The organism is Pectobacterium sp. HCp5_1 (assembly GCF_032905925.1).
GTDB lineage: Bacteria > Pseudomonadota > Gammaproteobacteria > Enterobacterales > Enterobacteriaceae > Pectobacterium > Pectobacterium brasiliense_A.
This window is the reverse complement of record NZ_JAUMIO010000040.1, coordinates 20,080-32,879: the sequence shown is the minus strand read 5'-3', so window position 1 is coordinate 32,879 and position 12,800 is coordinate 20,080. Positions and strand designations below refer to the sequence as shown.

The window sequence follows — 12,800 nt, the reverse complement described above, 5'->3', positions numbered from 1 at the left end:
TCATACGCAGTACCGGTATGACGACTGCGGGCGTCTGGCGGTGAAGCGGGAAACGCGCCCGGGGTTCAGGCCGAAGGAAACGTACTTTGACTGGGATGTGCAGGACCGTCTGGTGCGGGTGAGTCTGCCGGACGGGGCACGCTGGCGCTATCGTTACGATGCGTTTGGCCGCAGAGTCAGTAAGGTGCCAGAGGGCCAACTCTTGAATAGTTGGTAGAGATAAATCTAAATAGATGCTTCTCCACAGAAACAGGTGGAAAAGGTATTGCTATAAGGAAGGCTTGCGGACAATGACTGATTTAAAATTTAAAGAGTTAGATACAAAGTATGGCCGTATCTTCTCAAGAGATGCCTTAGTTATTAGAGATTATTCTATTCAACTTACACCTATGACGGTGAATATCAAAACCTCACTTTCTCTGAGTGGTTGTATTCCCTCAGTTAAAGATGCTCCTGACGCGTGTGTTGAGTTTTATTTTAGTGATGTAGAGAATGTATCTATATATAAACTTGATGATTTTCCTTATGAGAAATACACGCTTTCCAGCTTTGATGAGATTGAGGGGAAGTATAAAGAAAATAGGAAAAGGGTGATATTAAGTACATATGATCATGTTTTTGATATTATTGGCAATCTTGAGTTGAAATATGATTGATATAGAATTCGGAAGCGATCGCCACGATCCTTCCGGTTTTTATTTTATATGTTGGTCAGTCACTACAAATTAACCTGCGTCTCAATAATAATCCTCCCTCTTTCCACCGTGATGTGCATTCCTGTGATAAAGCCGGACTCTTCCAGCCAGCGGCCTTTCAGACTAATCGCTGAGGGAGGGGTGGGTCTGCTATTATCACGGTGTAGTAACGCTCTATTTTGGTTACTTATTCTCAAGAAGATGGCAGCGCGACTTCTCAAGAAGATGGCAGCGCGACACGGTTTGGTTACGATGTGGAAGGTACCTGACGGCAGTGACGGATGTGCTGGGTCAGCGCTACCAGTTCCGTAATGGGACGTTCTGTACTGAACAAAAGGAAGAGATCTGCCTCCATCGCCACTTATCCTAATTTTTAATAATTACCCTCTTAATTCTTATTATGTTTATTTATAATTCAAATTAATTATTAGCGGCGTAAATAAAAAAACTGAATATGTCATTCAGTTTTTTTATTGTATTCGCGTAAGAGTTTTATTCTATTGTTTCTACGCCATAGCTATGTAGTTAATTCCTTTTTTAAATTAATGTAAAGTAATGGGGTTGTTTTGTATATGATGAATAATGAATTAGTTTCATCGCTAATATTAAGTGAGTTAATTCAATATCGGCGTAGATTTACCCAGTCGACGAGACCAATTAGTGAAGAAGAGTCTCAGGTGACCCTGGTTCAATTACCCAGAATTCGTGCTTTTGTTGAAGAAGCACGTCAAATTGAACTCATTCTGCCTGCGTTTCCGTTTAAATCTCCTAGCCCTTATAAAGTGTTGGGCAGAATGCCAGATATGGCGGAACGTTTGTCCCTAATCTTCCTGAATTCGTTATGTCAGCGTATTCAGCTTTATTATCCACCCGGTGCGCATATCCGTATTTGTTCTGATGGGCATGTATTTGGCGATCTGATTGGGACCAGCGACGAAACGATTAATATTTATCAGGATGAGATTGAATATTTACTGCATGAACTGGGTGCCGTTCATCTCAGCGTTTTTAATCTTAAAGATGTAGAGAATATGGCGGCGCTCACCGCTGACTATGACCGCCTTCGCCAGCAACTGGTTGAGAATTACGCTGACTCAGAAGAGGAGGTGAAAGCGCAGCTCATGCAGAGCGAAGAAGGTTTGCAGCTTTACCGCTCAATGACCCGTTTCCTCTATGAAGATAGCCTGAGGCCTGACTATACCGGCTCTAACGCGGCGTTACAGAAAGATGCCAAAAAACGCGCGTGTAGCGTCATTCAACGCAGTTGGGCATGGGGCAATCTGCTTGCTGAACAATTTCCAGACGCCATCCGTTTGTCTATTCATCCGCAGCCTTCGGACAGCCTGAAGCTGGGTATTCATATGATGCCCACCAAGGACGATTGGTTGACCCCCTGGCATGGCGTAGCCGCCAATGTTAATGGGCAGTTTGTGTTAATGAAGAATATAGAAGCACAGCAACTGGATGGCGAAATCGTGGAAATTCGCGGTATGCCTAGCCATTACTTAGTTAAACAGCCTGATCTGGCATAAGCGCACTGTTCTCGCCTTATCGTTCATCGAGACATCGATATTGTCATCTTATAAAGGAATATACAGGGTGGAAAATAGCATGGACCGTTGCATTAAACCGCTTTCCCCTTTTGGTACGCTGCCGATCGAAGGTGTGTGCTTCCTTAATCAGCATGCGCTGGAATATCATCATGTCATGCCGGAAACGCAAAGCGCGTTTAGTAAGACGTTACGGCAAAATAACGCCTGAAATCCGTCACGCGTTATGGGGTAAAAGCGTGCCCCATAACGCTATTGCGAACCGTGTTTTTAAAATAGAATACGCGCACGGATGTTCTATCGCAGGGTTGCAGTAAATGAAGCTATTTTTGGCCGTGATTTTTCAGTATTGATGATTCCCCAGACCGGTTTTTCGGCAACAAAAACGGATGCGCTGACGCTGCTGAAACATTTGGATGTGACTACTTTCCGCAGTTCTTTTGGACCGAAACATTTCCCGAAGGGGACGTTGCTGAAAGATACCGGTGATTATGTGTTTAACCAGGAAAAAGACTGGGCAGAAGCCACAGATACAGATGGCAGTTGGACGTATTCGCTACGTATTATCTCGGAAAATGAAAAAGAAATTACAGTCTGTTTTGTGGATGATGCGCATGTGGGAAGTTACTTTTCAATGAACCCTTTCCTGATAAAGAAAACGAAAAATACTCAGTCGTACTCGATGACTAAACTTGAGCCTGGCACCGGAGGATGTGCGCTCAGTGAGGAATAATCATGATCGTCGTTGGTAAATGAACGACGTTATCCGAACGTTGCTAAAATAAGGAGCCGCTATAAGCCGCTCCTTTGTTGTTTCTATCTTGCCGTTTTACAGCGCTTTATCGGTCAACAAGTCGACCTTGCTGGCTGTTGAGACACGTTCAAGGTACGCGTGAACGTGAGGGCCAAACTGTACGCCTTTCACGATCGTGAGCGACAGTAAGATCGGGAACAGAATAAAGTCGGTGGTGGAAATGGTGCTGACGTTTGCCAGACGCGGCTCCAGTGCCTCGAGTTTCTGCTCCACTTCCGCAATCAGTTCCGGCGTTTTTGCGAGCAGTGCATCCAGATCGCCGAAGGCTTTTTCTTCGCGCAGGATGTAAGCATTGCGCGCCTCTGGCGTGGAAAGCTCTTTGAAATCGGCTTTCGTAAAACGGGGGACCGCAAGGTTAAACACCGCGCTGGAAACGGACTTGCACCAGGCTTCAATCTCAGCATCAACCGGTTTATCGGCGATTAACGGCGCTTGCTTGCTGTCGACATAGTGGACGATATCCATGCTTTCCGGCATGAAGCTGCCATCTTCTTTCTGCAGGATCGGCACCACTTTGCGACCCACCATGCGTGTTGGCGTGTCAACGTCGCCTTCCATAATGACAGATTGCTCAACAGGCAGATCTTTCAGGCCAAAAATCATTCTGGCTCTGACACAGAATGGGCAGTGTTCGTAAATGAAAAGTTTCATGCATCGCCTCGTAAGATTTTGAAAAAGGCTGCAAAAATTTGCCAGCCTTGTCATGACAAGTCACGCCATCAGAGTAATACCTGATGCGGTTGGCGGTAAAGCGAATGCGCCTGAAGATGGCAATGTCAGGGAAAAGAAGGGCGCAGTGCGGATCCGCCTTATCCTCGTAGGATTCCTGTATGATGCAGTGAAACTCCTTTTGCGGAAGAGAAATCATGGATCGCCTGAGCGCGCTGGAAACATTTATCTGCGTTTTTGAAACGGGGTCGTTTTCCGCCGCGTCCCGCAGGCTCGGTATTGGGCAGCCTGCGGTGTCCAAAGCGATCATGCAACTGGAAAATCAGCTGGCAACGCCGTTGCTGCTCCGTTCTACCCGAGGGCTGACGCCGACAGAAGCTGGACAGAATTTTTATGAGCAAATCGCCCCCGCGGTCAAGGTACTGGGGGATGCCCAAGAGCATGTGGTGAGCGGGAGCACGGCGCTGTCTGGGCGGCTACGCATCGGTGCACCCGTGACTTTCGCCAGACAGCTCATCATACCGCGGCTCCATGAATTCATGGCCGAGCATCCCCAGCTAAATATTGATGTCATTCTGGACGATCGCCCGATCGATCTGATTGCTGAAGGCATTGATGTGGCTCTGCGTTTGGGCGAAATGAAGGATTCAAGCCTGATTGCCCAGCGCTTGGCATCGTGTTCCATGCGCCTGCTGGCGACCCCTGACTATTTCGCGCGTCATGGTGTGCCAGCTTCTCCTGACGTTCTGGCTGCGTATCCTGCCGTTATCTATTTGCAGGGAGAGAGAACCGATCGCTGGATTTTTTCTCGGGATGGAACACAGACCACGGTATTCCCCAATGGGCGTATCCGAGTTTCTGCGGCGGAAGGCGTGCGTGCAGCGGTGCTATCCGGTGTAGGGCTGATTGTGGCGTCGGAATGGATGTTTGCACCAGAGCTTGAAAGCGGGCAGGTCGTCACCGCACTGGATTCATGGTCGCTGGGTAAGATGGATCTGTGGGCTGTCTACCCCGGAGGCCGCATGACATCAGCTCGCGCCAGAATTTTCACCGATTTCGTCAAGCAACTTTTTTCCTGAAATATTCCTATTCGGAATAGCTGATATCCATTTTACCTCTCTACTGGGAATGAGTCGGGCACCCTATGCTCTGCTCATCACCTGCCGATTTCCGGCAGGAAACACACAGACAGGTATGATGATGAGTACATTATCCAGAGAAGTCGATGTCAGCACGCAGCGGGCACCCAGCAAAGTATTGATTTTCTCAATGGCGGCAGCCAGTGGTATTTCTGTTGCCAATATCTATTACAACCAACCGATGCTGGGCGTGATCGGCGAAAGCTTTACGTCGAGCGGGGCAACCTCGCTGATTCCAACCGTGACGCAGTTAGGCTATGCCTTAGGGCTGCTGTTACTGGTTCCGCTGGGCGATAAGTTTGACCGCCGTCGGCTGATCGTGTGGCAATTTTTGATGCTGGCGTTGGCTTCTGCGCTTGCGGCCTTGTCGACATCGTCTGTCGCGTTATTAGGTGCTTCGCTACTTATCGGTTTTGGAGCGACCGCCGCGCAGCAGATTGTTCCGGCTGCGGCTGCGCTTGCCGATGCGAAACAGCGTGGTGCGATTGTCGGAACGGTCATGAGCGGTCTATTAAGCGGCATTCTGCTTAGCCGTACGATTGCGGGACTGGTGGCGGAAAGTGCGGGCTGGCGGGCGATGTTCTGGCTGAGCGTGCCGCTGGCGCTAGCGGGCGCGTGGGCAATGGGAAGAATGTTACCGGCTTCACCATCGAATCAAACCGTTCGTTACCGTGAGCTGATGCGTTCGCTGGTGACGCTGTGGCAGGATGAACGCGCATTGCGTAAAGCTACGCTGATTCAGGCGCTGTTGTTTGCATCGTTCAGTGCGTTCTGGAGCGTGCTTGCGCTGTATCTGGAAGGCGGACGTTTTCAAATGGGCGCTGCTGCTGCGGGCCTGTTCGGCGTGATTGGCGTAGCGGGAATTTTTGCGGCTCCGCTGGCGGGAAGACTGGCCGATAGAATCGGCAGCCGCCCGGTTGTGATTGCCGGCGCGTTGCTGACGCTGCTCTCATGGGCAATATTCATCGGTTTCAATTCCGTTATTGGCCTGATTATCGGTGTGGTCCTGCTCGATCTCGGCGTACAAAGTGCGCTAATTGCCAATCAACATGTGATTTACGGGCTCGGTGAAGCGGTCAGAGGCCGCATCAATACCGTATTCATGGGCGGGATGTTTCTGGGGGGCGCAGTTGGCTCCACGGTTGCGATGGCTGCATGGCATCAGGGAGGGTGGCTGATGGTCGGAGGGCTTGCCAGCGTTCTGGCAATTATGGCGCTGCTGGTTGCGCTGATGAAAACCCAAAAAAGCGTCATTACGAACGGGGAAAGCAGGCTGAAATAGCCAGATAGGAGGCTGGGAAGTCTCACCAATGTTGTTTTACAACCGGTAGATTAACCTTACTTGCTGATGACAATACTATACATTTGGCTTGCTATAGTCCTTCCATCCCTTGTCAGTACCTCACATCCCTGTGAGTGTTGTGTTAGTTAACCATCCCTGTCATTAGAATGACCTTGGCCCGCCTTGTGCGGGTTTTTTTTTGCCTGCTTTCTCGCTCGCGGCATTCATGTTGAGCGTGTCTATTCCGTGTCGTGATTAACTGAATGATCGGAAGCGACTTTGATAACGACTCGGTTTCTGCCTTCATGCTTGGCCTGATAGAGGGCATCGTCCGCGATTTTCAAGACGCTATCGATCTGCTCCATTCCCGGAATAAAACAGGTGACGCCTAGTGAAATCGTGATGTTTTCAGGAATCGGCAGCGGCATTTTTTCCACTTTTTTACGCAGCCGTTCAGCAATATCTGCGGCCTGCGTTATGTCCGTATCGGGCAGAAGTGTGAGGAATTCCTCTCCGCCAGTGCGGCAAACCAGATCGGATTCGCGCGAACCCTGTTTTATGTTTTTAGCCAACAGCCTGATGATGTCATCGCCGATATTGTGTCCGTAGGTATCATTCACGCGTTTGAAATGGTCGATATCAATCACGATGGCGGCAACCTGATTGCTCTTTGAGAGAATGAGTTCAATGCTTTCATAGATACCACGGCGATTGAGTAACCCAGTGAGCGGATCGGTGTGGGCCAGCAAGCTCAGTTTGCCGATCCGCTTGTGCAACAAGACCGTACCGAAAAGAATGACGCGTTTTAGCTGCTCAACTTCAAAATACCAGGAGGGAACTTTCTTGATTTTTTCAATCACGTCGGACTCTTCCATTTTACTGGCAGAAACGGCCAGCAAGCGCAGAGGGTTGGCGATATAGAAGGCGAGTAGGGTGAGCGCGATAAGCGTTAATGCCATTACCGGGGCACCTTCGTATAAAACGGAACGCATCACGCTGCTGAGCAAATCGATAACGGTTTGAGAAGGGTGCAAAGTAATGATGATCCAGCCGGATGAGTTGACCGTATCGAAACCCGCCAAAGACGGCGTACCTTGCATATCGGGCATCGCGGCGGTGCCACTTTTCTTGTTGTGAAGCGCGTTTTTAATTCTCTCATCGCTGACGGGCTTGCCGACCCACTGCTTATCCTGGTGATAGAGAACAATCCCGCTTTTATCGATGACGTAAACGCTGGAGTAATCGTTATAAAAATGGGTGTTCATGAATTCGTTTAAGACGCTTTGATTTTTTAAATAAATGGTTCCGCCGATATAACCGAGATAATTTCCCTGTTTGTCTTTTATCGGGGAGGAGACCAGTACGATCAAATTTCCCGTAACTGAAATATAAGGCTGGCTGATTAACGGCCTTTGTTCCACGAGCGCCAGCTTGCTGGCATCAGAGGTCAGTGTACTTCCTTTCAGATTCAGTGAGGTAGGGTAAACCGCATGTATCTGATTCTGAGTATCTGCAACGAAAATAGAATTAAAGCTTTGGCTCATGCGGTATGTCTGTTCACTTTTACTCAGTAGCGTCGCATCGTCACTAAAACTGTCCGCTATTGATGTCGCGCTGTAAGCCAGTTCCTGCTGTGCTGAAGATAAAAAACTTTCTGTGGTCGCCGCTAACTTGGAAGAATAGTTAAGGTTTGAGCTCAGTATCTGATCGGTAATGAGCTTCTTTTGTACATTATAAACAGCAACATAAGCATTGGTCAGCGTAATAACCATGCTGATAATGGCGAGGGATAAAATGAGCGAACGTAAATTGATTGGGAATCGTTTTTTTATTTTCATTATTGGCCGCACCTATTTTCCGCTAGGTAAGCAAAATCACGCTTTCTTTTTGTTATGTCATCATCAATGGCAAACCGGCGGGGTATTCGCTTGCGACCAATGAATAAACCCGCCATTCAAAGTTATAGACGCTAATTGGGCTATCTGGCAACGTATTGATATCTCTCCCGCATCTTCAACTTAATGCAGGGAGTGTACGATCTCCAACGTACCGTTAATGATGAACTGTACGCCCATGCAAACCAGCAGGAACCCCATCAGTCGTGAAATGGCTTCAATGCCGCTTTTCCCGATAAGACGCATAATCAGACCCGAACTTTTCAGACTGAGCCAGACGATCAGGCTGATCAACATAAACGTGAGTACGGGGGCAACGGTAATCACCCAGGGCGTGATATCGACGCCGCTCTTGATTTGTGAGGCAGAACTGATGATGAGGGCAATGGTTCCTGGCCCCGCGGTGCTGGGCATCGCCAGTGGAACGAAGGCGATATTGACCTCATTGGCGGAGAAACTGTCGTTGATTTCTTCTTTTTTGCTTTTGACTTCAGGCGCATGCTCTGGCTTTTGCTGAGGAAAAAGCATGCGAAACCCGATAAATGCAACGATGAGCCCGCCGGCAATGCGCAACCCAGGAATGGATATTCCGAAGGTATTCATTACGACCTGACCCGCGTAGTACGCGACGGTCATAATGATGAAGACGTAGAGCGAAGCCTGAAAGATTTGGCGATTTCGTTCCCCCTGGCTCATGTTGCCGGACATCGCTAAAAATACCGCTACCGTTGTCAGTGGGTTCGCGAGTGGCAGGATTAACACCAGACCAAGACCAATGGTTTGAATCAATTCCAGCATTCTACGTTCCTTTTATTGGGACGCTTTCGTCAGTTCGGGAAAACGGTCGCTGATGACCTGTTGCTATGATGTCTGGCGCGGCTTAGGCCAGTTCATCCTCTGCTAATTTTTTGAAACGATAGAGCGTTTTCGTCAGCATATCTCGAGAAAACATATCAAACATTTGGCCGATCTTTTTCCCGATCAAGCCCCCCGGTGGGTTGTAGCGAATCGTCAGCGTTACGGTTGTACCTGCTTCCGATGTGGCTGGTTGAAAAGAAAGCCGGCCTTCATTCGGAACCTGTGCCCCTTCCAGCGAACGCCAGTGGATATACTCTCCCGGTTTTTCATCAATAATACGAGCCTGCCACTCAATGAGTGCGCCAATCGGCGTGTTAATCCGCCAGTTAGAGTCGGTATAGTTCAGTATCTCGATACTGGCGAAATGGCCCATCAGGATCGGCAACGTTTCCGGTTTGCGCCAGAGATCAAACAAACGTTCTGCCGGGCGATTGATCGTAATGCTGCTACTGATTTCATTGGCATAACTGCCGTTTTTCGCTGAGGTTCTTCTTAAGAAAGAGGGAAACACCCGTCATCCTCCCTAATGGATTATTACCCCTTTATGGGCATATGCAGGCCATTCTGACCGATCTCGACCAACGAAGCAAAGCGGAGACGGTGGCGATAGTGTTGGCGCAGGCTATCACAGCAATCGTCAGAATTTTTATGCGCCTAATGTTGCCTTAATGTTCGTTCGGTACTGTAAGAGTCAGACAGAAGCCGAATGAAGTGCCGCAAAACACCAGGGTTTTTACATAACGATAATAGCAGTGCCCCGCCCACTATTTTTAGTGGGCTTTTTTTATTTTTACTTCCCTGTTTAGATATTTTATTGCTATGTAAATTGATATTTATCAAGTTATCGCTAATGGTTTTGTACCTATTAAGGTGTAATAAAAGTGCATCCCTATATTCTATTATTTAAATGGCGCGATGGTTGTGTGGTAATTTACTTTATAGACATGTCGTGATACGTTTATAACCAGCTTTCATGCTGGTAGGAATAAATATGAGTAACCCATTTGTTGCTAAGTGGAGTCGTAATGGCAACCTGCTTTGCCACGGCCACTGGTTAATATCTTATAAAGAAAATGCTTTCACGTTACCGGAAAAATATAAAGAAAATCATATGGGAACGATGGGGATCTACTCTATCATCGATCCTGATGATGAAATGTACCGGGACGGACTCGATGAGGATGATTGGATTCTGGAAAATATCGACTGGCTGGCCGATAGCTTTGAAGAAAATAATGTCCCTATCGAAGAATGTTATTTCAGGTATTTCTTTCAGGCTATAAATAAGCAGGACTGGCGATGCACCAGTTGTGCAGGCTGTATGTAAATCTCTCCATCATTATTAATTACTCCTATTCCCTCTGTATTCCTGCTAGCCGACGATCTATTCGCGTCGTGCTATTTTCTCCTTGATTATTCGGCTGCGTTTTATTCGATTTCCCTCGATTTTCATCTTCTTTGCTATGCGCTTCGCATACCGTGCAGCGGAGCGTCTTTTTCAGGGAAAAGTGTTACCCTGACCCAACAATCCTTGATTAAGATGAGGCGGCAATGACGGAAGCTGACATTCTGCGGTTAAGTGCTTTGGTGGGTGAAAAACTGAAGGTGCGTGGTGCCACGCTGACATGTGCGGAATCCTGCACTGGAGGCTGGTTGGCTAAGTCTATTACCGATATCGCGGGTAGTTCTGGCTGGTTTGACTACGGCTTTGTGACATACAGCAATCTGGCCAAGCAGCGTCTGGTTAACGTGAACGCAGAGACACTGGAGCAGCATGGTGCGGTGAGTGAAGCCGTCGTCAATGAGATGGCCGCAGGGGCTTTGCAGGCCGCCGATGCAGATTTTGCCGTATCGGTAAGCGGTGTCGCCGGGCCAGACGGGGGAACCGAAGAGAAGCCTGTCGGCACGGTGTGGTTTGGCTTCACAGACAAACAGGGTGGGGCATTCGCTCAGACAATGCGGTTCAGTGGAGACAGAAACGCGGTGCGTCTGCAATCGGTCCATTTTGCGCTGCAAACGTTGCTCGACACGTTTCTGAAAAAATAACCTTGATGCTGTATGCGCATACAGTATAATGTCAGTAATTATTCGGCAATTCATGATTAAGCAGCCGCGTAGAGACAGCAGGCTTTACGCCGCATGACAGGAGCAGAAATGGCTATTGATGAGAACAAACAAAAGGCACTTGCGGCAGCACTGGGTCAAATCGAAAAGCAATTTGGTAAAGGTTCTATCATGCGGTTGGGCGAGGATCGCTCAATGGATGTTGAAACCATTTCTACAGGCTCTTTGTCCCTGGATATCGCTTTGGGCGCCGGTGGTTTACCGATGGGGCGTATCGTTGAGATTTATGGCCCAGAATCTTCCGGTAAAACAACGCTGACCTTACAGGTTATTGCTGCCGCTCAACGCGAAGGCAAAACGTGTGCGTTTATCGATGCTGAGCATGCGCTGGACCCGATTTATGCGAAAAAGCTTGGTGTAGATATCGATAACCTGCTGTGTTCTCAGCCGGATACCGGCGAGCAAGCGTTGGAGATCTGTGATGCATTAACGCGCTCTGGCGCTGTTGACGTTATCATCGTCGACTCCGTTGCGGCACTGACGCCGAAAGCAGAAATTGAAGGTGAAATCGGCGACTCCCACATGGGGCTGGCTGCACGTATGATGAGCCAGGCTATGCGTAAACTGGCGGGTAACCTGAAGCAAGCCAATACGCTGCTGATCTTCATTAACCAGATTCGTATGAAAATCGGTGTGATGTTCGGTAACCCTGAAACCACTACCGGTGGTAACGCTCTGAAGTTTTATGCTTCTGTTCGCCTGGATATTCGTCGTACTGGTGCAATCAAGGAAGGCGAAGAGGTTGTCGGCAGCGAAACCCGTGTGAAAGTCGTGAAGAATAAAGTGGCAGCACCGTTCAAACAGGCTGAATTCCAAATTCTGTACGGCGAAGGCATCAATATCCACGGTGAGCTTGTCGATCTGGGTGTGAAACACAAGCTGATCGAAAAAGCGGGTGCCTGGTACAGCTATAACGGCGACAAGATCGGTCAGGGTAAAGCAAATGCCTGTAATTTCCTGAAAGAGAACGCGACTATTGCTGCGGAACTGGATAAGAAATTGCGTGAAATGCTGCTGCACAAAGGCAATGAGCTGACGCCAGCCGCCGCTGGAAATAGCCATGACGAAGATGAATTCGCTGGTGAAGGCAACGAAGAGTTTTAATGGTGGCTGAATGGATTGTGACAGGGCACTTTAGCGGGTAGATGGATGAATAAACCATTACGCTATGCGATGAATGTGCTTTCCGTTCGCGATTATAGTGAAACTGAAATACGCCGCAAATGTGCGGCGTATTTATATAAGTCAGAAAGCGCAAGTGCAGAAGATGAAGAAGATGAAGCTACAGCCCGAGCTGCGGCGGAAGATGTGGAAGCGGCTATTGCGTATTGTAAGGAACACGGTTGGCTGGATGATGAGCGTTATGCTCGCCGCTATATCAGCAGCCGGAGCCGCAAAGGCTATGGTGCCCAGCGGATCAAAATGGAGCTAAGCCAGAAAGGAATCGATAAGACAACGTTAGCCACAGCATTAAACGAGAGTGATATCGATTGGTGTGCGCTGGCGAAATCGGTTGTGGAACGAAAATTCGGGCATCCTCTGTCCGATGAATGGAAAGACAAAGTCAAACATCAGCGATATCTGCTCTATCGTGGCTTCTTTCATGAAGAAATCCAGTCAATTTATACGAATTTTTCAGATTGAACGCACACGGGATTTTACTTCCCATCGAAGAAAATTTATCTTATTCCCACTTTTTTGTTCGTGAGTTGCTCGGTAACGTCAGCATGCTGAACTAACCTTGCCCGCGATCTGTTCTTCTAGCTTGATTCCA

15 protein-coding genes and 1 pseudogene are annotated in these 12,800 nt (G+C 48.3%); 11 read left to right on the top strand and 5 right to left on the bottom strand.

The window, feature by feature from the left end; translation table 11 throughout:
• Together Q3A88_RS19370 and Q3A88_RS19365 are read left to right on the top strand one after the other, a co-directional pair.
• Positions 1 to 217: pseudogene (locus Q3A88_RS19370) on the top strand (RHS repeat domain-containing protein); the annotation flags it as partial.
• A 73-nt stretch (positions 218 to 290) separates the two neighbouring features.
• A complete protein-coding gene (locus tag Q3A88_RS19365; RefSeq protein ID WP_317178461.1) occupies positions 291 to 656 on the top strand; it encodes a hypothetical protein in 366 nt (121 codons plus the stop codon).
• Between the two features lie 62 nt (positions 657 to 718).
• On the opposite strand, the gene Q3A88_RS19360 is transcribed toward Q3A88_RS19365, so the two are convergent.
• A complete protein-coding gene (locus Q3A88_RS19360; RefSeq protein ID WP_317178464.1) occupies positions 719 to 892 on the bottom strand; it encodes a SymE family type I addiction module toxin in 174 nt (57 codons plus the stop codon).
• A 375-nt stretch (positions 893 to 1,267) separates the two neighbouring features.
• Here Q3A88_RS19360 and pvcA point away from each other — a divergent pair, with 375 nt between their 5' ends.
• From pvcA to Q3A88_RS19345, 3 genes are all read left to right on the top strand, one after another.
• A complete protein-coding gene (gene pvcA, locus Q3A88_RS19355) occupies positions 1,268 to 2,227 on the top strand; it encodes an L-tyrosine isonitrile synthase (protein WP_410522772.1) in 960 nt (319 codons plus the stop codon).
• 79 nt (positions 2,228 to 2,306) lie between these two features.
• Positions 2,307 to 2,456, top strand: coding sequence for a hypothetical protein (locus Q3A88_RS19350; protein WP_162274782.1), 150 nt, complete (start codon positions 2,307 to 2,309; stop codon positions 2,454 to 2,456).
• Positions 2,457 to 2,537: 81 nt separating this feature from the next.
• Complete coding sequence (locus Q3A88_RS19345; protein WP_317178459.1) at positions 2,538 to 2,978, top strand: bacteriocin immunity protein; 441 nt, start codon at positions 2,538 to 2,540, stop codon at positions 2,976 to 2,978.
• A gap of 96 nt (positions 2,979 to 3,074) precedes the next feature.
• Here Q3A88_RS19345 and grxB read toward each other — a convergent pair whose 3' ends face one another.
• Positions 3,075 to 3,710, bottom strand: a complete 636-nt coding sequence (gene grxB / locus Q3A88_RS19340; RefSeq protein WP_110164132.1) for a glutaredoxin 2 — start codon at positions 3,708 to 3,710, stop codon at positions 3,075 to 3,077.
• A gap of 215 nt (positions 3,711 to 3,925) precedes the next feature.
• On the opposite strand from grxB, the gene Q3A88_RS19335 reads away from it, so the two are divergent.
• Together Q3A88_RS19335 and Q3A88_RS19330 are read left to right on the top strand one after the other, a co-directional pair.
• Positions 3,926 to 4,807: a LysR family transcriptional regulator gene (locus Q3A88_RS19335; protein WP_233991283.1), complete on the top strand. Its 882-nt coding sequence runs from the start codon at positions 3,926 to 3,928 to the stop codon at positions 4,805 to 4,807.
• Between the two features lie 121 nt (positions 4,808 to 4,928).
• Entirely contained in the window at positions 4,929 to 6,149 is a 1,221-nt protein-coding gene (locus Q3A88_RS19330) for an MFS transporter (protein WP_317178463.1), read from the top strand.
• 239 nt (positions 6,150 to 6,388) lie between these two features.
• Here the strand turns inward: Q3A88_RS19330 and Q3A88_RS19325 are convergent, their stop codons facing one another.
• The 3 genes from Q3A88_RS19325 to Q3A88_RS19315 all read right to left on the bottom strand — a co-directional run bounded on the left by Q3A88_RS19325 (position 6,389) and on the right by Q3A88_RS19315 (position 9,413).
• Complete coding sequence (locus tag Q3A88_RS19325; RefSeq protein WP_233991284.1) at positions 6,389 to 7,987, bottom strand: sensor domain-containing diguanylate cyclase; 1,599 nt, start codon at positions 7,985 to 7,987, stop codon at positions 6,389 to 6,391.
• Between the two features lie 180 nt (positions 7,988 to 8,167).
• Positions 8,168 to 8,842: a MarC family NAAT transporter gene (locus Q3A88_RS19320; RefSeq protein ID WP_010307203.1), complete on the bottom strand. Its 675-nt coding sequence runs from the start codon at positions 8,840 to 8,842 to the stop codon at positions 8,168 to 8,170.
• Between the two features lie 82 nt (positions 8,843 to 8,924).
• A complete protein-coding gene (locus tag Q3A88_RS19315; RefSeq protein ID WP_233991285.1) occupies positions 8,925 to 9,413 on the bottom strand; it encodes an SRPBCC family protein in 489 nt (162 codons plus the stop codon).
• Between the two features lie 480 nt (positions 9,414 to 9,893).
• Here Q3A88_RS19315 and Q3A88_RS19310 point away from each other — a divergent pair, with 480 nt between their 5' ends.
• The 4 genes from Q3A88_RS19310 to recX all read left to right on the top strand — a co-directional run bounded on the left by Q3A88_RS19310 (position 9,894) and on the right by recX (position 12,670).
• Positions 9,894 to 10,229, top strand: a complete 336-nt coding sequence (locus tag Q3A88_RS19310; RefSeq protein WP_014916323.1) for a hypothetical protein — start codon at positions 9,894 to 9,896, stop codon at positions 10,227 to 10,229.
• Positions 10,230 to 10,453: 224 nt separating this feature from the next.
• Positions 10,454 to 10,948 carry a nicotinamide-nucleotide amidase gene (gene pncC, locus Q3A88_RS19305; RefSeq protein ID WP_110164134.1) on the top strand — a complete coding sequence of 165 codons (495 nt, stop codon included), beginning with the start codon at positions 10,454 to 10,456 and terminating at the stop codon, positions 10,946 to 10,948.
• A 108-nt stretch (positions 10,949 to 11,056) separates the two neighbouring features.
• Positions 11,057 to 12,130: a recombinase RecA gene (recA, locus tag Q3A88_RS19300; RefSeq protein WP_110164135.1), complete on the top strand. Its 1,074-nt coding sequence runs from the start codon at positions 11,057 to 11,059 to the stop codon at positions 12,128 to 12,130.
• 45 nt (positions 12,131 to 12,175) lie between these two features.
• Complete coding sequence (gene recX, locus Q3A88_RS19295; protein WP_110164136.1) at positions 12,176 to 12,670, top strand: recombination regulator RecX; 495 nt, start codon at positions 12,176 to 12,178, stop codon at positions 12,668 to 12,670.
• Positions 12,671 to 12,800 lie beyond the last annotated feature (130 nt).